20 protein-coding genes are annotated in these 23,080 nt (G+C 74.9%); 10 read left to right on the top strand and 10 right to left on the bottom strand.

The genetic code is table 11. The features are described 5' to 3' along the window. Positions 1–39 precede the first annotated feature (39 nt). From ACQPYD_RS13030 to ACQPYD_RS13040, 3 genes are read right to left on the bottom strand one after another with little or no spacing between them, the layout of a single operon-like run. Positions 40–1,602 carry a tripartite tricarboxylate transporter permease gene (locus ACQPYD_RS13030; RefSeq protein ID WP_433701236.1) on the bottom strand — a complete coding sequence of 521 codons (1,563 nt, stop codon included), beginning with the start codon at positions 1,600–1,602 and terminating at the stop codon, positions 40–42. Between the two features lies 1 nt (position 1,603). Then, a complete protein-coding gene (locus tag ACQPYD_RS13035) occupies positions 1,604–2,236 on the bottom strand; it encodes a tripartite tricarboxylate transporter TctB family protein (protein WP_433701237.1) in 633 nt (210 codons plus the stop codon). Then, positions 2,233–3,225, bottom strand: a complete 993-nt coding sequence (locus ACQPYD_RS13040) for a Bug family tripartite tricarboxylate transporter substrate binding protein (RefSeq protein WP_433701238.1) — start codon at positions 3,223–3,225, stop codon at positions 2,233–2,235. Before ACQPYD_RS13040 ends, ACQPYD_RS13035 begins: the two co-directional genes overlap by 4 nt. A 305-nt stretch (positions 3,226–3,530) precedes the next feature. Between ACQPYD_RS13040 and ACQPYD_RS13045 the strand changes: the two genes are divergently transcribed. The 3 genes from ACQPYD_RS13045 to ACQPYD_RS13055 are packed head-to-tail and all read left to right on the top strand — an operon-like array spanning position 3,531 to position 6,381. Further along, a complete protein-coding gene (locus ACQPYD_RS13045; protein WP_433701239.1) occupies positions 3,531–4,322 on the top strand; it encodes an IclR family transcriptional regulator in 792 nt (263 codons plus the stop codon). Beyond that, on the top strand, positions 4,319–5,539 hold the full coding sequence (locus tag ACQPYD_RS13050; protein WP_433701240.1) for a CaiB/BaiF CoA transferase family protein: 1,221 nt from the start codon (positions 4,319–4,321) through the stop codon (positions 5,537–5,539). Before ACQPYD_RS13045 ends, ACQPYD_RS13050 begins: the two co-directional genes overlap by 4 nt. Continuing rightward, complete coding sequence (locus tag ACQPYD_RS13055; RefSeq protein ID WP_433701241.1) at positions 5,536–6,381, top strand: citryl-CoA lyase; 846 nt, start codon at positions 5,536–5,538, stop codon at positions 6,379–6,381. The genes ACQPYD_RS13050 and ACQPYD_RS13055 overlap by 4 nt, the downstream gene beginning before the upstream one ends. 91 nt (positions 6,382–6,472) lie before the next feature. Here the strand turns inward: ACQPYD_RS13055 and ACQPYD_RS13060 are convergent, their stop codons facing one another. Next, positions 6,473–7,705, bottom strand: coding sequence for an MFS transporter (locus ACQPYD_RS13060; RefSeq protein WP_433701242.1), 1,233 nt, complete (start codon positions 7,703–7,705; stop codon positions 6,473–6,475). 253 nt (positions 7,706–7,958) lie between these two features. On the opposite strand from ACQPYD_RS13060, the gene ACQPYD_RS13065 reads away from it, so the two are divergent. Genes ACQPYD_RS13065 through ACQPYD_RS13075 form a run of 3 tightly spaced genes read left to right on the top strand, consistent with a single transcriptional unit; the run spans position 7,959 to position 10,584 of the window. Further along, entirely contained in the window at positions 7,959–8,717 is a 759-nt protein-coding gene (locus ACQPYD_RS13065) for a methyltransferase (protein WP_433701243.1), read from the top strand. Then, a complete protein-coding gene (locus tag ACQPYD_RS13070; RefSeq protein ID WP_433701244.1) occupies positions 8,714–9,541 on the top strand; it encodes a Rossmann-like domain-containing protein in 828 nt (275 codons plus the stop codon). Before ACQPYD_RS13065 ends, ACQPYD_RS13070 begins: the two co-directional genes overlap by 4 nt. A 2-nt stretch (positions 9,542–9,543) precedes the next feature. After that, positions 9,544–10,584 (top strand): pyridoxal-phosphate dependent enzyme, encoded by a 1,041-nt coding sequence (locus tag ACQPYD_RS13075; protein WP_433701245.1) that lies wholly within the window; start codon positions 9,544–9,546, stop codon positions 10,582–10,584. Positions 10,585–10,811: 227 nt separating this feature from the next. Here ACQPYD_RS13075 and ACQPYD_RS13080 read toward each other — a convergent pair whose 3' ends face one another. The 3 genes from ACQPYD_RS13080 to ACQPYD_RS13090 are packed head-to-tail and all read right to left on the bottom strand — an operon-like array spanning position 10,812 to position 13,775. Then, the gene (locus ACQPYD_RS13080; protein WP_433701246.1) at positions 10,812–11,822 is read right to left on the bottom strand and encodes an ABC transporter substrate-binding protein; all 1,011 of its coding nucleotides are present in this window, start codon (positions 11,820–11,822) and stop codon (positions 10,812–10,814) included. Further along, positions 11,803–12,630 (bottom strand): ABC transporter ATP-binding protein, encoded by an 828-nt coding sequence (locus ACQPYD_RS13085; RefSeq protein ID WP_433701247.1) that lies wholly within the window; start codon positions 12,628–12,630, stop codon positions 11,803–11,805. Before ACQPYD_RS13085 ends, ACQPYD_RS13080 begins: the two co-directional genes overlap by 20 nt. After that, a complete protein-coding gene (locus ACQPYD_RS13090; RefSeq protein ID WP_433701248.1) occupies positions 12,630–13,775 on the bottom strand; it encodes a FecCD family ABC transporter permease in 1,146 nt (381 codons plus the stop codon). The genes ACQPYD_RS13085 and ACQPYD_RS13090 overlap by 1 nt, the downstream gene beginning before the upstream one ends. A gap of 247 nt (positions 13,776–14,022) precedes the next feature. Here ACQPYD_RS13090 and ACQPYD_RS13095 point away from each other — a divergent pair, with 247 nt between their 5' ends. Both ACQPYD_RS13095 and ACQPYD_RS13100 read left to right on the top strand, forming a co-directional pair. Further along, positions 14,023–14,610, top strand: a complete 588-nt coding sequence (locus tag ACQPYD_RS13095) for a hypothetical protein (protein ID WP_433701249.1) — start codon at positions 14,023–14,025, stop codon at positions 14,608–14,610. A gap of 124 nt (positions 14,611–14,734) precedes the next feature. Further along, the gene (locus ACQPYD_RS13100; RefSeq protein WP_433701250.1) at positions 14,735–16,288 is read left to right on the top strand and encodes a PepSY-associated TM helix domain-containing protein; all 1,554 of its coding nucleotides are present in this window, start codon (positions 14,735–14,737) and stop codon (positions 16,286–16,288) included. A gap of 264 nt (positions 16,289–16,552) precedes the next feature. On the opposite strand, the gene ACQPYD_RS13105 is transcribed toward ACQPYD_RS13100, so the two are convergent. Further along, positions 16,553–18,004: a PLP-dependent aminotransferase family protein gene (locus tag ACQPYD_RS13105; protein ID WP_433701251.1), complete on the bottom strand. Its 1,452-nt coding sequence runs from the start codon at positions 18,002–18,004 to the stop codon at positions 16,553–16,555. A gap of 67 nt (positions 18,005–18,071) precedes the next feature. On the opposite strand from ACQPYD_RS13105, the gene ACQPYD_RS13110 reads away from it, so the two are divergent. Further along, a complete protein-coding gene (locus ACQPYD_RS13110; protein ID WP_433701252.1) occupies positions 18,072–18,743 on the top strand; it encodes a pyridoxamine 5'-phosphate oxidase family protein in 672 nt (223 codons plus the stop codon). A gap of 275 nt (positions 18,744–19,018) precedes the next feature. On the opposite strand, the gene ACQPYD_RS13115 is transcribed toward ACQPYD_RS13110, so the two are convergent. Then, on the bottom strand, positions 19,019–19,906 hold the full coding sequence (locus ACQPYD_RS13115; RefSeq protein ID WP_433701253.1) for a glycoside hydrolase family 19 protein: 888 nt from the start codon (positions 19,904–19,906) through the stop codon (positions 19,019–19,021). Positions 19,907–20,123: 217 nt separating this feature from the next. Continuing rightward, the gene (locus tag ACQPYD_RS13120; RefSeq protein ID WP_433701254.1) at positions 20,124–21,347 is read right to left on the bottom strand and encodes an MFS transporter; all 1,224 of its coding nucleotides are present in this window, start codon (positions 21,345–21,347) and stop codon (positions 20,124–20,126) included. A gap of 736 nt (positions 21,348–22,083) precedes the next feature. Between ACQPYD_RS13120 and ACQPYD_RS13125 the strand changes: the two genes are divergently transcribed. Further along, complete coding sequence (locus tag ACQPYD_RS13125; RefSeq protein WP_433701255.1) at positions 22,084–23,016, top strand: TauD/TfdA dioxygenase family protein; 933 nt, start codon at positions 22,084–22,086, stop codon at positions 23,014–23,016. The last annotated feature ends 64 nt before the right edge of the window (positions 23,017–23,080 follow it).

The following is a 23,080-nucleotide window of genomic DNA, read 5'->3' on the forward strand; positions in this document are numbered from 1 at the left end:
GCCGCGTCCGGGGCCTCCAGAAGGACCCACCGTCCCCGGCTACCCGGCAACCTCCGTCTTCTCGGCTGACTCGGCCTGGGCCCGGCTCCGGCGCGCCGAGCGCATCCGGGCGACGGCGACCAGGGCCACGGCCGCGAGGATGACCGTGTAGATGCCGATGGTGATCGGCCCGGCGAAGAGCGCGCCCACGTCCCCCTGGCCGATGGCCAGGGCCCGGCGGAGCTCCGTCTCGGCGAGCGGGCCCAGGATGACCGCGATGAGCACCGGGGCCACCGGGATCGAGTACCGCCGCATCATGAAGCCCAACAGACCCAGCAGGATCAGGAGCCACAGCTCGGTCACCGAGTAGGACGAGGCGTAGACCCCCAGCACCGCGAAACCGGTGATGCCGGCGTACAGGTAGCGGCGCGGGATCAGCAGCAGCTTCGCCCACAGCGGTGCGAAGGGCAGGTTCAGGATGAGCAGCATGACGCTGCCGATGAACAGGCTGGCCAGGAGCGCCCACACCAGGTCGGCGTTGCGCTCGAAGAGCAGCGGGCCGGGCTGCATGCCGTACTGCTGGAAGGCGGCGAGCATGATCGCCGCCGTGGCCGAGGTGGGTAGGCCCAGCCCCAGCAGGGCGCCCATCGCGGTGCCCGCCGTGGCGCTCGCCGCGGTCTCCGGGGCGGCCACGCCCTCGATCGCCCCGTTGCCGAACTCGTCGGGGCGCTTGCCCCTGCGCGCCCGGAGCTGGGACAGCTTGCGCTCGGTGCCGTAGGCCAGGAACGTGGGGATCTCCGAGCCGCCCGCGGGGACGGCGCCGAAGGGGAGGCCGAAGCCCAGTCCGCGGATCCACGCGGGCAGGGCGCGCCGCAGTTCGCGCAGGCTGAGCCAGGGCGTGCCGGTGGTGCGCAGGAGCTCGGTGGTGCCGCCCCCGCCCCGGTGCACGCGCGAGGCCACGTGGAGGACCTCCCCGAGCGCGAGCAGGCCCACGGTCACCGTGATCACGCTGACCCCCTCGAACAGCGAGGGGATGCCCAGGGTGAAGCGGGCCGCGCCGCTCTGGGTGTCGATGCCGACCATGGCCAGGGACAGGCCGATGGAGAGCGCGATGAGACCGCGCACCATGGACTGGGCGACGACCGCGGAGGTGGCCAGGAAGGCGAAGACGGCCAGCGCGAAGTACTCGGCGGGGCCGAAGCGCAGGGCGATGTCGATGATGACGTTGGAGAAGAACGCCACCACGGCCGTGGAGACGACCGCGCCGATGAACGCGCCGATCGCCGACGTGGCCAGGGCCTGGGACGCCTTGCCCTTGAGCGCCATCTTGTGGCCCTCGATCGCCGTGGCGATGGCCGAGCTGTTGCCCGGGGTGTTCATCAGGATCGACGTCGTGGAGTCGCCGAAGAGCCCGCCGTAGTAGACGGCGGTGAACATGATGAACGCGCCCGTGGGGTCGAGCTTGAAGGTGACGGGCAGCAGCAGGGCCACCGCCATCGCCGACCCCAGGCCGGGCAGGACGCCGACCGCGGTGCCGAGCACGACGCCGACCAGCGCCCACAGCAGGTTCTCCGGGGTGAGGGCGGCCGCGAAGCCGCCCCCGAGAAGTCCGAGAGTCTCCATGTCAGAGCACCCCTCCCAGGATCCCCGCGGGGAGCTTCAGGCCCAGCCCGGCGACGAAGGCCAGCTGGACGACGGAGGAGTAGACCAGAGCCACTCCGGCCTCGAACACGGGACGCCGCTTGTCGCCGAAGGCCCAGGCGACGCCGAAGAACAGCAGGGCTCCCGACAGCAGCCAGCCCACCGGCTGCAGCAGCAGGGCGAAGAGCACGACGGAGCCGACCACGGTGCCGACCGTGAGCCAGTCGCTGTGGGTGGCGGGCGCGCCCGCCGGGGGCCGCTCGCCGTCGACCAGCTCTCCGACGGCTCCGGCCTGGTCGTGCGCCCTGGTCTCGGTGTCGGCGGGGCCGCTCTCCGGCTCCGGGGCGGGGCGCCGGATCACCTGGACGGCGAGCGCCGTGCCCAGGACCACCATCAGGACCGCGACGACGGAGGGGAAGAACTGCGGCCCCGGCGAGGCCGAGTTGTCGGGCACGTGCATGGTGAGCGTCTGCTCGCCGAGGAAGAGGCCGATGCCGATGGTGAGCAGGCCGACGAAGATCTCGCTCCGCCCCCTCCACCAGTGCCGGGCCGGCCGCGCGGGGCGCGGTCCGGTCTCGGTCCCGCGCGGTTCCGCGGGTGTGCTGCTCAGGCTCATGACAGTCCCAGGTCCTCTGTGACGGTGGTGATGCGGTCGATCTCGGCTGCGAGGAACTCCTCGAACTCCGGTCCGGACTGGAAGGTGTCCTCCCACCGGTTGCGTTCGAGGGTGTCCTGCCACTCGGGGGTGCGGACCATCTCCTCGACGATGGCGGTCAGCTCCTCGCGCTCGGCGTCGCTGATGCCGGGCGCGGCCATGAAGCCGCGCCAGTTCGGCAGCACGGCGTCCACGTCCTGCTCGGGCAGGGTCGGGTGCTCCTCCAGCCCCGGGACCCGCTCCTCCGCGGAGACGCCGAGGACGCGGAGGTTGCCCGCCTCCACCTGGTCGCGGAACTCGTTGTAGCCCGAGACGCCGACGTCGATGCTCCCCGAGAGCAGGGACGTGAGCGCCTGGGCGCCGCCCGCGAAGGGGATGTAGTTGACGCTCTGGGGGTCCACCCCGCGCGACTGGGCGGCCAGGCCCGCGAGGAGGTGGTCGGTGCCGCCCAGGGAGCCGCCGCCGACCGCCACCGCGCCCGGGTCCTCCTCCCAGGCCCCGATGAGGTCGGACATGTCCTCGAGCGGGGAGTCCTCCCTGACCACGAACACCTCGTAGTCGTCGGCGACGCGGGCGATGGGGACCACGTCGTCCAGGGTCTGCGCCGAGTCGTTGACGATGATGCCGCCGATCATGACGGTGCCCGTCGTCATCAGGGTGGTCGCGTCGCCCTCCCGGCGGACCGTCTGGGCGAGGCCGATCGTGCCGCCGGCCCCGGGCAGGTTGAGGACCTGCGTGTTCTCGACGATGCCGTTGACGCGCAGGGAGTTCTGCGCCTCGCGCGCCACCAGGTCCCAGCCTCCGCCGGGGTCGGCCGGGACGACGATGTCGACCCGGGCCCGGGCCTCGGACGCGCCCGTGTCGGAGAGCGCGGCGTTGGCCGCGGCGGCGCCGACGACGAGGACGGAGGCCACGGCTCCCACCGAGCGGAGGATCCGCTGGTTCTTCATCCTTCACTTCCTCTCGACCCTCTGGTCCACCTGGTGGACCAGGAGGGCCGCTTGCTGGTTCCGGAAATGATGCGGGTCACAATGGCTCCTGTCAACGGGAGGATGACACGCGCCCGTAACGTGTTCGTCGCGGTCCGGGTGTACGTGCCTCTTCCAGCGTCTTTTTTCCCGGCGTGGCGTCCGGGGCGGGGGCGCCCGTCGCGGGCGGGTCTGTACGGGAATCCGCCCCGTGCGCTAGGCTGTCGCCGTGAGTCCACCTGGTGGATCAGAAAGACCATCCAGTGGACCACTGGCGAGGAGGAGACATGCCGGGAGGCGACGCGGACGGCTCCGTGCGCAGCGTGGCGCGCGCACTGGACCTGCTGGACCTGTTCGACGAGACGCACCAGGCCCACACCGTCCGGGAGCTCACCGAGCGGACGGGTCTGGCCAAGACGACCGTCCTGCGACTGGTGGGAACCCTGGAACAGCGGGGGCTGCTGTGGACCCGGCCCGACGGCCGGGTCGGGGTGGGCCCCGGACTGCTGCGGTGGGCCCGCCTGGCCCACGCGGTCTGGAGGGTCCCCGAGGCGGTCCGGGCGGTGATGCGCGAACTCGTCGCGGACACCGCGGAGACCGTCAACCTCTACGTCCGCGCGGACGCGGTGCGCGTGTGCGTCGCCCAGGAGGAGGGCCCCCAGCGGCTCCGCCACGTCGTGAACACCGGTGACGAGATGGTCCTGTGGGGCGGCTCCGCCAGCAAGGTCCTCCTGATCGGCGCCCCCGAGTCCCTGCTCCTGCGCGTCTCGGCGGCCTCGCCCCACGGCCCCGGGCACCTCAACCGGCTCAAGGAGGAGGTGGAGCGCGCCGCGCGGCTGGGCTACGCGGTCAGCCACGGCGAGCGCGAGACCGGGGCCTCCGGCGTCGCCGCCCCCGTGTACGGGCCGGACGGCGCCGTCCCCGTCGCGGCCCTGGCCGTGGGCGGGCCCACCGCCCGCTTCACCGACGCCGCGGTCGAGAGCTTCACCTCGGCCGTCGTCGGCGCGGCGGGGCGCATCACCGGTATCGGCCTCGACCCCCTGGGCGGGCCCGCGGGCCCCGGAAGGACGGCCCGATGAGCGCGGCGGAACAGCCCGAACCCCTGTTGGCCGGGGTCCGCGTCCTGGACATGACCAACGTCCTGGCCGGCCCCTACGCCGGCTACCAGCTGGCCCTCATGGGCGCGGAGGTGGTCAAGGTCGAGGTGCCCGGCGGCGGGGACCTCGCCCGGCGGCTCGGGGCCGCCCCCGACCTCAGCGCCCGGGGCCTGGGCGCGTCGTTCCTGGCGCAGAACGCCGGCAAGCGCTCCCTCACGCTCGACCTCAAGTCCCCCCGGGGCGGCGAGGTGATGGAGCGGCTGGTCCGCGGGGCCGACGTGCTGCTGGAGAACTTCCGCCCCGGGGTCCTGGAGCGGCTGGGCTTCGGCTGGGAGCGGCTGCGCGCGATCAACCCCCGGCTGGTGTACTGCGCGGTCTCCGGGTTCGGGGCCGACGGCCCCATGAGCGGACGCCCCGCCTACGACCAGATCGTCCAGGGGCTCTCGGGGATGATGAGCGCCACCGGCACCCCGGGGACCGGGCCGCTCCGGGCCGGCTTCCCCGTCGCGGACGTCCTGGGCGGCCTCGCCGCGGCCTTCGCGGTCAGCACCGCGCTCGTGCGGCGCGAGCGGACCGGGATCGGCGCCAGCGTGGACGTGTCCATGCTGGAGACCGCCATCACCGCCATGGGGTGGGGGGTCTCCAACTTCCTGACCACCGGCGTCGAGCCGTCCCCCATCGGCAACGAGAACGCCACCGCCGCGCCCTCCGGCACCTTCGCCGCGGCCGACGGCGCGCTCAACATCGCCGCCAACAAGCAGGAGCAGTTCGAGACCCTGTGCGCCCTGGTCGGCGCACCCCACCTGGCTTCGGACCCGCGCTTCGCCCGCCGCGAGGACCGCAAGGCCCACAGAGACGCCCTGCGGGAGGAGCTGGAGAAGCACCTCGCCCGGCGCACGGCCCGGGAGTGGGAGCGGGAGCTGTCCGAGGCGGGCGTCCCGGCCGCCCGCGTGCTGAGCGTGTCCGAGGCGCTGGACCTGGACCAGGTGGAGCACCGGGGCCTCGTGCACACGCTCCCCTTCCCCGGGGAGGAGGGGCGCGAGCTGCGGGTCCTCGGCAGCGGGGTGCACGTGGACGGGGCCGCCCTCGCCCCGCCCGGACCGCCCCCCGTGCTCGGGGAGCACACGGCGGAGATCCTGCGCGAGGCGGGGTTCGGCGACGAGGAGATCGACAGGCTGCGCGAGGAGGGGACCGTATGAGCGACACCGGTCAGGAGACCATGACCCGAAGCGAGATCGGGAGCTGGTGGTCCACGGGGGTCATCAGGATCGCCCCGGGCGAGATCGAGCCGCGCGGCTACCCCGTCCAGGAGCTGATCGGACAGGCCTCGTTCGTGGACACCGTGTGGCTCATGCTGCGCGGGGAGCTGCCCGACCCCCGGCAGTCCCGCCTGCTGGAGGCGGCCCTGGTCGCCGCCGTCGACCACGGCCCCCAGGCGCCGTCGATCGCGGCCGCGCGCATGGCGGCCACCTGCGGCGTCGGCCTGAACAGCGCCGTCGCCACCGGGGTCAACCTCCTCGGGGACGTCCACGGCGGAGCGGGCCAGCAGTGCGTGGAGCTCCTGGAGCGGATGGCGGCCCTGCGCGCCGGGGGCGCCCCGGTGGACCGCGTGGCCGCCGACGAGGTGGCCGGGTACCGCGCCCGGGGCGAGTACGTGCCCGGGTTCGGCCACCGCTTCCACCCCCGCGACCCCCGCCGCGACCCGCTCCTGGGCCTGGTCGGGGCGGCCGTGGAGGAGGGCGTGGTGCCGGGCGGCCCCCTGGAGTCGGCCCTGGCCCTGGAGGCCGCCCTGTCCGAGGGGCGTGCGAGACCCGTCCCCATGAACGTGGACGGCGCCACGGCGGTCGTCTACGCGTCCCTGGGGTTCCCCGCCGAGCTGGCGCGGGGGCTGTTCGTGCTCTCCCGCTCCGTCGGGATCCTCGCCCACGCCTGGGAGGAGCACGGGTCGGGCGCCCGGATCAAGGGGCCGCTCCCCCGATCGGTCCTGGCGGAGTACACCGGGCCGCCGACCCGCCACGTTCCCGCGGACCGGAGGGCCTGAGGGCCGGTCCCGGGCGCCCGTCGGCCCCGGGACCGCCGCGCCGGGCGCGACGGCGGCCGTCCGGCGGGCGCCGACCGCCCCGGCCCGGGGCTCAGGGGGTCCGGAACTCCCTGGCCCCGGGGGCCAGCGCGGCCAGCGCGGGCGCCGCCACGCACAGCACGGCGCACGCCAGGAGCACCGGCCCGGCGCCGAAGGCCTGCGCGGCCGGGGCGATCAGGGCCAGGCCCACGGGCGCGAGCCCGTAGGAGAACAGGAAGTCCAGGGAGGAGACCCGCGCGAGCTTGCCGGGCTCCACCTCCCGCTGCGCCGCCGTGAACCACGGGACGTTGAACAGCTCCACGCCGACCCCCACCACCGCGTACGCGGCCATGACCGCCAGGGGGCCCACGGGCAGGATCAGGCTCAGGGGGGCCAGGCCGTAGAGGGCCAGCCCGGCCAGGGCGGTCCACCCCTGGGCCGGGGGCCGCCACCGGGAGACCAGCACCGCGCCGAGGAGGGCGCCGCCGGTGTAGGCGGTGAGCGCCCCGGCCAGGACCGCCTCGGTCCCGTAGTGGTCGCGGCTGGCCAGGGGGAGCAGGACGTTGGTGGCGGAGTAGCCCAGGGCGATCACCACGGTGAGGGCGCCCAGCCCGGCGACGAACCAGGGGTGCCTGCGGGCCTCGGCGAGCCCTTCGAGGAACTCGGTGTGGAAGGCGGCGCGCGTTCCCCGCTCCCCGGTCCCCGCCGCGGCGCCCGCCGGGGGCAGGAGCGCGGCCGCGAGCCACAGCGCGGCCGTGACCAGGAGCAGGGCGCCCGTGCCGGTCACCGTCGACAGCAGCGCGGTCAGCCCGGGGGCGATCAGGGTGGCGCCCCGCACGGAGAACGTGAGGGCCGCGTTGGCCTGCTGCCGGTCCTCGGGGTCCACGACCTCGGCGGTGAGCGCCTGGAACGCGGGGCGGCAGGCGCCCTGGCCGACGCCCACCACGGCCGCCGCCGCTGCCATGAGCGCGGTGGAGGCGCCCAGCCCCGCGGCGAGGACGGGTGTGGCGGCCGCCGCCGCGAGTCCCGACCACAGGACGACGGACCGCCGGGAGTGGCGGTCGGCGAGCAGTCCGCCGAGGGGGACCGCGACCAGGAAGCCCGCGGTCCGCGTGGCCAGGACCAGTCCGAGGCCCACGGCGCCGAGGGAGCCGTCGAGCACCGCCAGGCCGAGGATGAACGGCAGGGCCCAGGTCGCCAGGCCCGAGGCCGTGGTCCCGCACCACAGGCGCACGAAGTCGGGGTCGAGGAGGGGGGAGCCCCGTAGCCTGCGGGGTTCGGTTCGGTTCGGCGGCGTCGGTGACACGCGTGGTCTCTCGCTCTCTGGCGGATCGGCAGGGGTCCCCTCCATCTTAGTGAAAACGATAACCACTAACGCTCGTATGCACATCGCCGCCATCTGCTGACAATGATTTTCATTTCCCCTATAGTCGTCATCGCCGGACCGCCCCCGCCGCTCCCGCGGTCGGCCCGGTGTCCGAGATGCGACCTGGGGCGTGTGTGCCGGCGCCCCGTGTCCGCATTCCGAGACGTACCCCTCCGCCGTCGAAAGGACCCGCGTGGATCCCTCCCTGATCGCCCAGCTCCCTCCCCCTCTTCCGGCCGAGCAGATCATCGGCATGAACCGGCCCAAGGCCGACCTCCGCACCCACCGCACCTACACCTGGAACGGATGGGACTTCACCGTCCCTCCCGGCGTGTTCATGCCGGGGGAGACGAGCCGGATGATCCACCAGCGACTCCTCGACGGCGACATCGCGGTGCGGGGCAGGCGCTACGCCGCGATGGGGGTCGGCCTGGGGGTCGAGACCGCCGTGGCGGGCCTGCGCGGAGCGGCGCGGGTCTACGCCGTGGACGTGCACGCCGACAGCGTCCGCACGGCCGGGGACAACTACCGCAGGCTCGTCACCGGCACGGAGGCCCCGGAGTTCGTCCCGGTCGTCTCCGACGTCTTCGCGGGCTTCCCCGAGGGCCACCAGGCGGACGTCGTCACGTTCAACCCCCCGGCCGTCAGCCAGCCGGTGAGCGACGACCCCGACGTGGTCCGCAACGTGTGCGCCGGAGCCGCGGTCACCGAGGCCTTCTTCTCGCAGATCGCCGAACGCGACCTGCTGGCCCCCGGCGGGGAGGTCTACCTCATCGTGTCCAACACCGCCGACCTGCGCCGCATCATCGGCCACGCCGCCGACACCGGGTTCACGGCCGAGATCCACCACCTGCACGACTGGGAGGACGGCGTCCTCACCCACCTGTTCCGGCTGACCCGCGGACCCGCCGGGGCCGGGGACGGCGCCCACCGGCGGGAGGCCGTCCGATGAAGGACCTCGACGCACTCTTCCGGTCGGTGCTGGCCGAGCCCGACCTGCCCCCGGCGACCAGCGTGTTCTGGGTCCACCACGGCACCCGGCTCGCGGGGGGAGGGGTCACCTACCTCAACCAGTACGTCCTGGTCAGGGTCGGCCGGGCCTTCGGCGCGTGCGCCTTCGAGCAGGGCGCCCTGGACCCCGCGGTCTGCGCCGAGGCGTCCGGCTCCCCGCTGCGCGAGCTCCTCCTGCGCGGGCCGCTCCCGCTGCGGCTCGCCGCCCTGGACGCCTACCTGGGACAGGCCGCGCCGCACGCCGAGGACCCCCGCGCCGAGGAGGTCGTCCTGCCCCGGGGCACCCCGGAGGAGCGGGCCCTGGCCCGCGACGCGGCCGTCGCCGGCCTCGTCCCCGAGCCCGACGGCCGCAAGGTCGGCCTCATCGGCGTGGTGAACCCCCTCGTCGCCGCCATCCACGAGAGGGGAGGGCGCTGCCTGCCCTGCGACCTCAACCTGCGGAGCACGCAGTGGGGCGACCCCGTCACCCCGGACATGGAGGAGGTCCTCTCCGAGGCCGACGCCGTCGTCGCCACCGGGATGACCCTGGGCAACGGGACCTTCGACCGCGTCCTGGAGCGCTGCCGCGAACGGGACGTCCCGCTCGTGGTCTACGCGCAGAGCGGCGCGGCCGTGGCCCGAGCGTTCCTCGGCGCGGGCGTGAGCGCCCTGTCGGCCGAACCCTTCCCGTTCTCGCAGTTCAGCGCCGACGCGACCTCCCTCTACCGCTACCGGGACCACGGTGCGGACCGCAGAGCGGCAGGGGCCGGGAGAGGGGAGGGGTGACCGTGGACGAGCACTTCTCCGAGGCCGTCGGCAGACCCGACCTCATCGACCTGGGCGAGGGGGTGGCCTGCCTGCGCTTCGAGTCCATGAAGGTGGCCTCCGCCGTGGCGGCGGTCCGCCACCTCCTCGACACGGGGGCCGTCCGCCCGGGCGACACCCTCGTGGACAGCTCCAGCGGCATGTACGCGCACGGCCTGGCCCTGGCGGCCCACCGCTACGGCCTGCGCTGCCACATCATCGGCTCCACCACCGTCGACCGGACCCTGCGCGTCCAGCTCGCCGTGCTCGGCGCCACCCTGGAGCAGATGCCGCCCTCCGACGACCTCCGGCTCGACCAGAACCGCCGGGTGCGCAGGGTCCGCGAGGTGATCCGGGACAACCCCGGGTTCCACTGGATGCGCCAGTACCACGACGACGTCCACGCCCTCGGCTACCGCGAGGCCGCCGACATGATCGCCCGGGAGACGGGGGGCGAGCCGCTGACCCTGGTGGGCGGCGTGGGGACGGGCGTCTCGACCGGGGCCCTGGCCCGCTTCCTGCGGGAGCGGGAGCCCGGCACCGCGCTGGTGGGGGTCCAGCCCTTCGGCAGCGTCACGTTCGGCGGCGACGGCGTCGAGGACCGGGACATCATCATCGCGGGCATCGGCAGCTCCATCCCGTTCGGCAACGTCGACCACTCGCTCTACGACACCGTCCACTGGACCGGGTTCTCGGCCGCCCTGGCGGGGAGCGTCGACCTGCTCCGCCGCCACGCGGTGTTCGCGGGGCTCTCCACCGGGGCGGCCCACCTCGCGGCGCGGTGGGAGGCCCGCCGCAGCCCGGGGCGCCGCGTCGTGTTCCTGGCGCCGGACACCGGCCACCGGTACGTGGAGTCGGTGTTCGCGCGCCACGCGGAGGCCGCGGCGGTCGAGGACCTGGCTCCGCGGGAGGTCCTCGACCCGGACGACCTGGAGCTCCCGTGGTCGCGGATGGAGTGGAAGGGGGCCGCGCCGCCCTCCCGCGCCGTCCACACCGACGACCTGGTCACGTCCCTGGAGGGGTGAGGGCCCCGCCGGCCCGCCGGGCGAGGCGCGGGCGGTGCGGGAGGGCGCCCGCCGGAGTCCCCCTCCGGCGGGCGCCTCCCCGTGCGCGGGCCGCGCCGGCGGTCGGGGCGTGCCGGCCCCGCCGCGCGGTCGCGGGGCGCGCGCCGTGCCCGGCCCGCCCGGGGCGGCAGGGGCGGCCCCGCTACCGGGGCCGCCCCGGGGCCGGCAGCGCGCCGGCCCCGCCGGGGTCAGCCCCGCTCCAGCTCCCGCAGGTACTCGGCGAAACTCTCCAGTCCGTCGATGTTGCGCGGGCCGGAGATGCCCTCGTTGTAGTCCAGGACGAAGAAGTTCTCCTCGACCACCGCCGGGACCTCGGACATGGCGGGGAACGAGGTCAGGAAGTCGATCTTCTCCTCGGCGGGCTGGTCGCCGTAGTCGAGGATGATGACGACCTCCGGCTCGGCCTCCACGACCGCCTCCCAGCCGACCTGGGTCCACCGCTCGTCGAGGTCGCCGAAGATGTTCTCGCCCCCGGCAGCGGAGATGATGTCGTTCGGCGGCACCTGGCTTCCCGCGGTGAAGGGCTGGTCGGCGCCCGAGTCGTAGAGGAAGACGGGGACCGGGTCGCCCTCGGGCACCTGCTCCTCCACCGCCGCGACCCGCTCCCTGTACCCCTCCACGAGCTCCGTCGCCCGCTCCTCGACCCCGAAGATCCGGCCCAGCCGCTCCAGGTCCGTGTAGAGGCCCTCGAAGGGGGTGACGCGTTCGGGGAAGCCCGGGTAGTTGAAGCAGGACTCGGCGTGCATGAAGCTCTGGATCCCGATGCCGTCCAGGATCTCGGGGGTGATGCCGCGCTGGTCGCTGAACCCGGAGTTCCAGCCCGCGACCACCAGGTCCGCCTCGGCGTCCACGACCGTCTCGCGGTCGAGGAGGTCGTCGCCGAGGAACTCGACGCTCGCGTAGTCCTCCGCCCAGGGGGACTCCTCCACCGGCGGGTTGGCCGGCGGCATCACGTAGCCGTGCACCTGCTCGGCCAGCCCGAGGGCGAACAGCTTGTCGGCGCTGCCGCCCTCGTAGGCGACGGCGCGCTGCGGGGTCGTGTACTCCACCTCCTCGCCGCAGCGCTCCACGGTCACCGTGTCCGCGGCCGCCGAGCCCTCCTGGACCTGGGCGCCGCACCCGGCGAGGAGGACGGAGACGGCCGCCACGGGGAGCACGGACCGCCAGGGGGAACTGCCTTCACGAACGCTGGTCGTCATGGGACGCCTTTCTCGACATCACGGAGTCCAGGTGGCCTGGACGGGGAGGGAGCCGGTACAGCACTTGGGGGTCGCCGGTCAGGGGGTGGGGCACCACCGAGGCCTCGATGCCGAAGACCTCGCGGAGCAGGGCGGGGGTCAGGACCTCGCCGGGGGTGCCCGCGGCCACCAGGGCGCCCTCGGAGAGCACCCCGATCCGGTCGCAGGCGGCCGACGCCAGGTTGAGGTCGTGCAGGACCACGAGCACCGTGATCCCGGCCCCCCGCACGAGGGACAGGAGTTCGACCTGGTGCCGGACGTCGAGGTGGTTGGTGGGCTCGTCCAGGACGAGCACCCGGGGCTCCTGGGCCAGGGCGCGGGCCACCAGGACCCGCTGGCGCTCCCCGCCGGACAGTTCGAGCACGCCCCGGTGCGCGAGGTGCGCCACGTCCAGGAGCTCCATGGCGTTGCGGCAGAGGTCGCGCTCGCGGGCGCTGAGCGCCTGGTTGCCCCGCAAGTGGGGGGCGCGTCCCAGGGCCACGACCTCCTCCACGGTGAAGTCCAGGTCGCTGCCGCTCTCCTGGGTCAGCGCCGCGACCCGTTGGGCGCTCAGGCGCAGGCTGAGGGAGGACAGGTCCTCCGCCCCCAGCCACACCCGGCCCGCGTCGGGGCGCAGGGCCCGGTACACGCAGCGCAGGGCGGTGGACTTGCCCGAGCCGTTGGGGCCGACCAGCCCCACCACCTGCCCGTCGGGGACGTCCAGCGTCAGCGCGCGGACGATCGGTTCGCCGCCGAGTTCGACGGACAGGCCGTCGAGGCGCAGGTCCATCAGCGTCCTCCGAACAGGTAGCCCCTGCGGCGCATCAGGGTGATGAACACCGGGACGCCGACCAGGGCGGTGATGACGCCCAGCGGGAGCTCGCGGGGGGCCGCGGCCACGCGGGACGCGAGGTCGACCCACACCATGAAGACCGCGCCGAACAGCGGGGCGACGGTGAGGACCCGGCGGTGGTCGGCGCCCACGAGCATGCGCACGATGTGCGGGATGACGAGGCCGACGAACCCGATCGCCCCGCTCACCGCGACCATGGCCCCGGTCATGACGGCGGTCAGGGCGAAGAGCCACCGGCGCAGCCGGTCCGCGCCGATGCCCAGGCTGGCCGCCGTCTCGTCGCCCAGCGCCATGACGTCGAGCGGGCGTGCCAGGCCGCGGAGCATCACCGCCCCGAGGACGACCACCGCCGCGACCACGGGGAGGGAGCCCCAGGTGGCCGCGCCGAAGCTCCCCATGGACCAGAACAGGACCGTGCTCGTGGCCTCGCTGCTGGGGGCGAGGTAGATGATCACGCTCATGACCGCCTGGAACCCGAAGGACAGGGCCACACCGGTCAGCACCAGGCGCAGCGGTGTCACCCCCGTCCGGGAGTAGGCGATGAGGTAGACGAGGAGGGTGGCGACGAGGGCCCCGAGGAAGGCGCCGGCGGAGACCGCGTAGACGCCCAGGGCCGAGAGGGCCCCGAACACGCCGACGAGGACGGCGCCCACGGAGGCCCCGGAGGAGACGCCGAGGATGTAGGGGTCGGCGAGCGCGTTGCGCACCATCGCCTGGACGGCGACGCCGACGACGCCCAGGCCGGCGCCGACCAGGGCGGCGAGGATCACGCGCGGCGTCCGGATCTGCCAGATGATCTGGTACCGGACGACCTCGTCGGCCTGGATGACGCCGCCGGTGAGGGCCGCCCACAGGTAGCGCACGGTCTCGCCGGGCGGGACGAGCGCCGAGCCCAGCCCGATCGCCAGGACCATCGACACGGCCAGGACGGCGCCGAGCACGACGGCGGCCACCGCGGCGCCGGCGGGGGTGGACAGGCGGCGGACCCGGCGCGGGCCCTTCGGGGCGGGGGTGGAAGCGGAGCGGGGGTCGGGACTGTGTGCCTGCCGTGGTTCGTCCGGGGGGACGGACAGTTGGCGCACCTGGTCTCCCTTCCGATATGCGCGATAATGACAATGGTTATCATTCTAAGCTTGAATTGCACCACTCGCGCACACGATCGGGGCACGGATTCGCCGGTCCGAAGGGCCAAACGTGCCCTAAAGGGACAAGGGGGTAGAACGTCGGCCCCGCAGGGGCTCCGGAGGGGGCGCGAACGCGGGGGCCCGGCCGAAATCACCCCGGGTACACGTATAGCCACGCAAGCGCCGCCCGTGCACAATGGCAGCCATGTCGACGCCCGCCCCGCCCCGGCTGCCGCGCTCCGCGGTGTTCGCGGGGGTGTGCGTGGGCGTCTCCGCCACCGGGCACGGCCTCTCCTCCGGTCACGGCGTGCCCCCGCTCGCCCTGGTCCTGGGGGGCGTGCTGGTCCTCGCGCTCGCCCACGGCGCGGCCCGCTCCGAACAGGGCCTGGGCCCGCTCGCCGCGCGGATGCTGTGGAGCCAGGCCGCACTGCACCTGGTCTTCACCCTCGCGTCCCCGCCCGGGGAGCCCGCGCCGGGCGGGACGGGCCACGGGCACGCAGCCGCGCACGCCGCCCTCCCCGAGGGCGCGTCCGGCGCCGGAGCCGACATGCTGCTCGCCCACGCCGCTGCCGGGCTCGTGAGCGCGTGGTGGCTGCGCCAGGGCGAACGCGCCCTCTTCGACCTCCTCGGGTTCCTGGACGCGCTCCTGCGGGGAGTGCTCCTCGTCCTCCTCGCACGCCCCCGGGCGGTCGTGCTCCCCGGCCCGCCGCGCTTCGCCCGCACCGGTGTGCCCGCCCCGCGCCCGGGGCAGCGGTGCGTGCGCCTCGTGCGCGGACCCCCAGCCCTTCCCTGATCGACACCACGCCGCCTGCCGCGCGCCCTGCGCCCGGCCCCCGCCGACGCCCCGCGCGCCGGCGCCGCCACCCGTGCCCGCGTCCCCCACGGACCGCGGGGAGATCAGGAGAAGGCCCCGACCCATGCGAAGAAACGACACCTCCGACCCCCACGAGCCCGCGGCGGGCGCCCCCGTCCCCGGCGATCCCGCGACCCCCGTCCCCGCCACACCCGCCGACTCCGCAGCTCCCGCCTCCACCGCCTCCGCCCCCGCCGATCCCCCAGCTCCCGCTACGTCCGATCCCGCTACGCCCGCCCCCGCGACCCCCGCCCCCGCCCGCACCCTGTGGGCCTCCCTACGCCCCCTCGTCCTGCGGATGCACTTCTACGCAGCCGTCCTCGTCGCCCCGTTCATCGTGGTGGCAGCCCTGACCGGGCTCCTGTACGTCTACACGCCCCAACTCGAACAAGCGGTCCACGCCGACCTGCTCGGCGTCGCGCCGGCGGACACCGCCGTCCCGCTCTCACAGCAAGTCGAGGCGGCCTTCGCCGCCCACCCGGAGGCGGAGCCGAGCGCCGTGCGCCCCTCCGTCGGACCGGGCCTGACCACGCGCGTGCTCTTCGACGCGGACGGCCTCTCCGAGAGCTACCGCCTGGCGGTCTTCGTCGACCCCCACACCGGGGAGGTCGTCGGCGACTCGACCAGCTACGGCAGCAGCGCGTCGCTCCCGGTGCGGTCCTGGCTCTCCGAGTTCCACCGGACCCTGCACCTGGGCGACGCCGGCCGCCTGTACAGCGAGCTCGCCGCGAGCTGGCTGTGGGCGGTCGCCCTCGGCGGCCTCGCACTGTGGCTCTCCCGCGGCCGGCGCAACCGCCGCGCGCGCCGCGTCCTGCTGCCCCGGCGCTCGGCCTCCGGGCGCGCCAGGACGCTCTCCTGGCACGGGTCCGTCGGGACCTGGGCGCTCGCGGGCCTCCTCCTCGTGTCCGCGACCGGGCTGACCTGGTCCCAGTTCGCCGGGGAGAACATCGGCGGTATCCGGGGCGCGTTCGGCTGGCAGACCCCGGCGCTCTCCGCGCCCGCCCCCTCCGACCACGGAGGCCACTCCGGCCACGGGGACCACGCGGGACACGAGGCCGCCGACCCGGCCGGCGAGGTCGACGCGGTGGTGGACACGGCCCGCTCGGCCGGCCTCGAAGGACCGGTCGAGGTGTCCTTCCCTGTGGAGGACGGCGCGCCGTTCACCGTCAGGGAGACCGACCAGAGCTGGCCGGTCCAGCAGGACGCGGTCGCCGTCGACCCGCACACCGACACCGTGGTCGAGGAGCTGCGCTTCGCCGACTACCCCCTGATGGCCAAGCTGTCCACCTGGGGCATCGCCTTCCACATGGGCCTGCTGTTCGGGGTGGCCAACCAGGTGCTGCTGACCGTCCTCGTCCTGGCGCTGCTCGCCATGGTCTTCTGGGGCTACCGGATGTGGTGGCAGCGCCGTCCGACCAGGGACGGGGCGTTCGCGACGGGACGGCCGGTCCCGCGCGGCGCGTGGCGCGCGGCGCCGCCCTGGGCCAGGGTCGGGGTCGTCGCCGTGGCGGTGGCCGTCGGGTACCTGCTGCCGGTCCTGGGGGTGTCGCTGCTGCTGTTCCTCGCGGTGGACCTCGCCGTCGGGGCGCGCCGCAGGAGCAGGGCCCGCGCCGCCTGACGGGGCCCGGTCCCGGACGGGAGGACCGGCCGGGACCGGGCTCCCGGACCGGGGGCCGGAGGGGCCGCGCGCCCTTCCGGCCCCCGGCCCCGGAGGCGCCGCCCCAGGGCGCGAGGAGCTTCCGGCCGGGCGGGGAGCCGGCCCCTCGGCCCGCCGGAGGAGGGCGGGAGGCGCCCGGCCCCACGGGGGAGCACCACCCGGACCGCTTCTCGACGGCGATCCGGCCCGGGGCCCGCGCCCCTCCGCGGAACGGCGGGCGAGGGCTCAGCGGGACGCCGGGCCGCCGCTCCCCGCGCGGCGGCCCACGGCCCCGGCCAGGACCCGGCACGCCCTGCGCAGGTCGGCCGGGTGCGCGGCCCCGTAGCCCAGGACCAGGCCGTGGACGGTCGGTTCGCCGTGGCTCGCCCGGGAGGTGTCCTCCACCAGGACCCCCTGTTCCGCGCTCTCGGCCACCACCCCGGCGACCGCGTCGGCCGGCAGCGGCAGCATGACGTGCAGCCCCGCCGTGTCCCCGGTCAGGTACGGGCCCAGGTGGTCGATCAGCGTCCGCCGCCGGCGGGCGTACTCCAGGCGCATGCGGCGCAGGTGCCGGTCGAGGTCGCCGCGCTCCAACAGCATGGCCGTCGCCGCCTGGGCCTGGACGCCGGTGCGGTCGGACAGGCGGTCGCGGGTCCCGGCCACGCGTTCGAGCAGCGCGGCGTCGGCGACCAGCCAGCCGATCCCCAGGTCCGGGGACAGCGTCTTGGAGAGGGTGCCGAGCAGGACCACATGCCCGGGGTCCATCCCGTACAGCGCGGGCAGCGGCGCCACGTCGTAGCGGAACTCGGCGTCGTAGTCGTCCTCGACGACCAGCGCGCCCCGGCTGCGCGCCCAGGCCAGCAGGCGCTCGCGGCGGGGGACCGGGAGGCGTCCGCCGAGCGGGTACTGGTGTGCGGGCGTCGTGTAGACCACGGACAGGTCGGCGGGCAGGTCGTCGACGACGATGCCGTCCCGGTCCACCCGGCAGGGGACGACCTCCGCCCCGCGCGACTCCAGGATGTCGCGCGCCCTCTGGTAGCCGGGCTCCTCGACCCCCGCCCGCCCGCCCCGGGCCAGGACCGTCGCGGTGAGCAGGTCCAGGCCGTTGCCCGTGCCGCGGGTGACCAGGACGTTCCGCGGGCCGACCCGGACGCCGCGGGTCCGGCGCAGGTGCTCGGCGAGCGCCTCGCGCAGCCGCGGGAGCCCGCGGGGGTCCGGGTCGTCGTCCAGCGGCAGGGAGGCCGCGTGCCGCCAGGCCCTGCGCCAGGCGGCCCCGTCGTGCGAGCGCACCCAGGGGGCGCCCGGACGCAGGTCGACCATGCCCAGCCGCCGGGCCTCCGCCCGCGACAGGCGCGGTTCGGGCGGCCGGCCCTCCGCGTGCGGCGGCCGGCCCTCCGGAAGCGCGGGCGAGCCGGGGGAGGGCGGGACCGGCGGGGAGGCGTGCTCGGCGACGTAGGTGCCCGACCCGTGCCGTCCGTCGAGCCAGCCCTCGGCGTACAGCTGCTGGAAGGCCTCGGTCACGACGGTCCGGCTGACGCCCAGCTGCGCGGCGAGGGACCTGCTGGAGGGCAGGCGCTCGCCCGGCCTGAGCAGCCCTTCGGACATCGCGCCGCGCAGCGCGTCGGACAGCTGCACGGTGAGCGGCACCGCGCTGGAGCGGTCCAGGCACAGGGGCGGGTCGGCCGGAGGTCGGGACAAAGTGGTCTTCCATTTCAGGGAGGAAGTGGCTGTGTTCGGGGAGTCCACTTCTTTCTAGGCTAGCCGCATGCTCTCGACCACGGAACGCACCAGGCTCGGCCGCGCCAAGCACAAGGCCCGGACCGGGCGCACCGACCTCTACGACCTCCTGGACGCCGGGTCGGTCTGCCACCTCGGCGTCGTCGTGAACGGCGCGCCCATGGTGGTCCCCACCGGTTACGGCCGCATCGGCGACACCCTCTACCTGCACGGGTCCACCGGCGCCCGGTCGCTGCGCGCCGGCGGGGAGGTGTGCGTGACCGTGACCCTCGTGGACGGCCTCGTCCTGGCCCGGTCCGCGTTCAACCACTCCCTCAACCACCGCTCCGCCATGGTCTACGGCGTCCCGCGCGTGGTCGAGGACGAGGAGGAGGCGCTGGCCGCGCTGCGGGCCCTGACCGAGCAGTTCGCGCCGGGGCGGTGGGATGCCGTCCGCCCGCCCACCGCCAAGGAGCTCGCGGCCACACGGGTGCTGGCGCTGTCCCTGGAGGAGGCCTCCGTGAAGGTGCGGACCGGCCCGCCCGTGGACGACGAGGACGACCTCGGCCTGCCGGTCTGGGCGGGCGTCGTGCCGGTCCGCCAGGTGTTCGGCGCACCCGAGCCCGACCCCGGCCTGGCGTCCGGGACCGGGGTGCCCGAGCACGTCGCGGCGCTCTCCGGCGCGCTCGCGCCGCCCGGCGGCGCGGCCGGGGCGCACTGACCCCGGGGCGCCGCCCTCCGAGGGGTTCGGGGGCGGAGCGCGGGCCCGGTCGTGCTCCACGGGCGCGGGCCCCGTGGGAGGGGGCCGTCCTGGTCGCGGGGCCGGGACGGTGCGGGGAGGCACGGCCCGAAGCGCCGTCCGGCGGGGTCGGGAACACGGCTCGCGGGGACCGGCCCCCGCTCCCCGGACACCGGCGCGGAGGCGCCCCCGGCGGCGTCCGCCGGGGGCGCCCCCGCTCCGATGCGGTCCGCGGGCGCTTCGCCGCGCCCGTCGGATCAGCAGCTCAGGTTCCCCCCGGTGGTGGTGCCGAGGATCTGGGTGAACTCCGTGAACTTGTTGATGCGGCTCTGGACCTGCCCCGGGTTGTTGCCGTTGCACTCCATCGCGCCGTTGATCGAGCGGATGGTCTCGCCGAAGCCGTGGCCGTTGACGATGGCGTTGTGGGGCGTCATCGTGCCGGGGCCGCTCTGGGTGTTCCAGTACCAGAGGCCGGTCCGCCAGGCGACCGAGGCGTTCTGCTCGACCAGGTAGGGGTTGTTCAGCAGGTCGATGCCGAGGGCGTCGCCGGCGGCCTTGTAGTTGTAGTTCCAGCTGAGCTGGATCGGACCGCGTCCGTAGTAGGCGGCCTGGCCGGCCGGGCAGCCGAAGGGCTGGTTCCAGTCGCAGTAGTGCGGGTAGTTGGCCTCGTTGGTCTCCCTGATGTGCACCAGCCCGCCGGTCTCGTGGCTGACGTTGGCGAGGAAGGCGGCCGCCTCGCGCCTTCGCACCTCGGTGCTGCCGGTGTTGGCGAAGGCCGGGTAGGAGCTGAGGGCGGTGGTGAGGCCGCTGTAGGTGTAGAAGGAGTTCCGGTTCGGGAACATCTGGTTGAACTGGGCCTCGCTGACGACGAACGCCACGGGGTTGGGCTCCTCCTCGCCGCCGTTGCCGCAGGCGCCCTGGTCGGTCCAGACGTCGGAGGCGCCGGGACGCTCGTTCTGCGTCCACCACTTGGCGGTGTAGTTGCGGCCGTTGTAGGAGGCCTGGTTGCCGCCGGTGTAGACGGCGGAGGAGCTCCAGGCGGTCGCGCAGGCGGTGGCGGCCTGCGCGGAGAACGCGGGGAGGACGGCGAGCACGGCGGCGAGCGCGCCGAGCGCGGCCAGCTGGCTCAGGAGACGTCGGATCACGGGGTCACACTCCTAGGGTGCGGCGCGACGTCCGACCGTGCGCCGCAGGGGGTGCCGTCACCTAAGCAAGGCTGGTCTAGACCTGTCAAGACCTGTGCCACGGATCGTGAGGATACGGTGACGGAACGGCTGGGGCCGGTGTGGCGGAGGGTCCCGCTCCGGGTCGGCGCGACCGCCCTCGACCCCTGCCGGACGGGGCCGGTCGGGCCCGACCGGCTCAGGGGGCCCGGCCCCGTTGCGGGCCGCTGGCCAGGGCGACGACGGCGCCGAGCACGGACAGCCCCGCCAGCAGCAGGAACACGGCGGCGTAGCTGCCCATCGGGCCCGACAGCAGCGCGCACGCCCCCGGGGCCAGCGCCATGGTGAGCATGAGCGGGGTGTGCATGACGCCGTTGAGCGTGGTGTAGTGCGCCTCCCCCCAGCGGTCCGCCACGGCCGTGGCCTGCAGCAGGGTGAGCACGCCCCTGGCGGAGCCCACCAGCGCGGCGGCGCCGATGACCAGGGACAGCGGTCCGCTGACCAGGGCGAGCAGGGCGGTCGCCGCAGCGCAGGCCAGGAGCACGACCGCGATCCGGTGGACCGACCCGCTGATCCGCGCCAGCGGGGCGTAGGCGAGTCGGCCCAGCACCTGGCCCACGCCCACGACGCCGAGCGCCCAGGCGGCCTCGGTGGTGCCGTAGCCGCGCTCCTGCATGAGCGGGACGATGGCGACCACCACCGCGTACACGGTCAGGGTGCCCAGGGCCAGCGCCGTGGTGAGCGCCCAGAACGCGCCGCTGCGCAGCACCGCGCGCACGGCGGTGCGGTCGCGGGCCCGGTCCTCCGCCCGGACCGGGTTCCAGGGCCGGGACAGGGCCAGGGCGTGGAGCGGGACCGCGACCAGGGCCAGGATCAGCGCGAGGACGAGGTAGGTGCCGCGCCAGCCGACCTGGGCCTCCAGCGCGGCGGTCAGCGGCGCGAAGACGGTGCTGGCCAGGCCGCCGACCAGGGTGAGGAAGGTCAGGGCCCGGACCCGGCGCGGACCGTACCAGCGGGTCAGGGCGGCGAAGGCGGGCGGGTAGGAGAGGCCGGCGACGGCGATCCCCGCCACCTGCCAGGCCGCGCCGAAGAACCACAGGTCGGGGGCCAGGGCGACCCCGACGACCGCGAGGGCCCCGAGCAGGGCGGCCGCGGTCATCACCGCGCGCGGGCCGCGCAGGCGCAGCCAGCGGGCCACGAAGGGGCCGCTGAGCCCCGCCATCACCTGGGAGCCGGAGAACAGGACGATGACGATCGGGAGGGACCAGCCGGTGTCCTCGGCGATGGCCGGTCCCAGCACGGGGAAGGCGTAGAACAGCACTCCCTGGCTGACGGTGACGGTGACGCACAGGGCGGCCAGCGCCCCGCGCGCCTCGGTGCCGGCCGGTCGCCGTCTCCGCGGGCGCGGGCGCCGAAAGGTCATACGCGCCACCCGCCCGACGACTGTCGGGAGCGGGTGAAGGGCTGGGGAACGGAGGCACGGTTCCATCGCTCTTGCACGGGGGACTCCTCGCCCTGGAAGGGGCAGCTCCAGGGATCGAACGAACAGGTGACGCGTTCATGTCCATATCCCCCTTACTACACTGAGTATTCACCGAATGACCATCTGTCGTTTGCCTGGCATTCCAGGTTCTTTACGGTCAACCTGCGACTATCCGCGCCTGTCCGGTCATCCGCCCATACGCCTGGTGCCGCCGCGCCCGCGGGCCCGGCGGGGCCGGGGTACGGACGCCTGTCGGCGGAGGGCATTGACGGGACGTCCCCGATGCGCCACTGTCGGTTCCATGGACGCCCTCCCGTCGAACCGCCCGACCGCCCGCCGGTCCGCCCGGCCCGACCGGAAGCGCCGCGGCACGCCGGGACTCATCCTGCGCCGCGGCCGACTGGGCTCCCCTCCCCGCGCCTGACCCGCGGGCGACCCCCGGCGCCAGCGTTCCGCCGGTGACCGCCGGGCCCGGCCCCGGGTCCGCGCCTCCGCGTCCCGCCCCGTCCGCTCCCCGCGCCCGGCGCGGCGTCCGGGGGCTCGTGTCCCACGCCCTGCGCGCCGACGGCCCCCGCCCGTGAACAGGGCCCCCGCCCCCCGGTCGTCGCCCGGCGAGCCGCGGATCCCGGTGGACGCCCCCCGTTTATCCTGTTTTCCCATCGGAAAGGTATGGAACATGACTGCGATGATCGAGACCACGGCGGGGCTGCGCGACAGCGCCGCGGTCGACACGGCGCTCGTCGAGGGCCCGCGCACACTGCGCCGGCTCCCCGAGGGCGCGTCCGCCGAGCCCTACCGCCTGTTCGGGGTCCGTCCCCTCGGCGCCCTCATCGGCGCCGAGATCCACGGCGTGGACCTGCGGGAGGAGATCGGCGAGGACCTGCGCGCCGAGATCCACCGCGCGCTCCTGGAGTACAAGGTCGTCTTCTTTCGCGACCAGCCCATCGACTCCGCGCGCCAGAAGGCCGTCGCCCGGATGTGGGGGGAGCTGGAGACCAACCCGTTCATCGACCAGGGGGACGACGCCCACGTCGCCCGGTTCGCCAAGGGCGGGACGCCTCCCAGCTACGAGAACGTCTGGCACACCGACGTGACCTGGAGGGAGCGGCCCGCCATGGGCGCGATCCTGCGCCTGGTGGAGGTCCCGCCCGTGGGCGGCGACACCCTGTGGGCCGACATGGCCGCCGCCTACGACAACCTGCCCGACGCCGTCAAGGAGCGCATCGAGGGCCGCACCGCCGTCCACGACGTCATCCCCGGGTTCTCGCGGTTCCTGGACGAGCGCAGGCTCCTGGAGTGGCAGGACCGGTTCCCGCCGGTCGAGCACCCCGTCGTGCGCACGCACCCCGAGACCGGGCGCAGGACGCTGTTCGTCAACGTCTCCTTCACGACCCGCATCGTCGGGATGGAGCGGGCCGAGAGCGACGAGATCCTGCGCTTCCTGTTCCAGCAGGCGCACGCGCCGGAGTTCCAGGTGCGCTTCCGGTGGGAGCGCGACTCGGTCGCCTTCTGGGACAACCGCGCCACCCAGCACTACGCGGTGAACGACTACCACCCCCACCCCCGGATCGCCGAGCGCGTCGCCATCGTGGGGGACCGCCCCTTCTAGAAGGGGCCCGGCCCCGGCGGGCGGGCCGCCGGGGCCGGGGGAGACGCCCGCCGGGCGGGCCCGC

The organism is Nocardiopsis sp. CA-288880 (genome assembly GCF_050955985.1).
Classification (GTDB): domain Bacteria; phylum Actinomycetota; class Actinomycetes; order Streptosporangiales; family Streptosporangiaceae; genus Nocardiopsis; species Nocardiopsis tropica.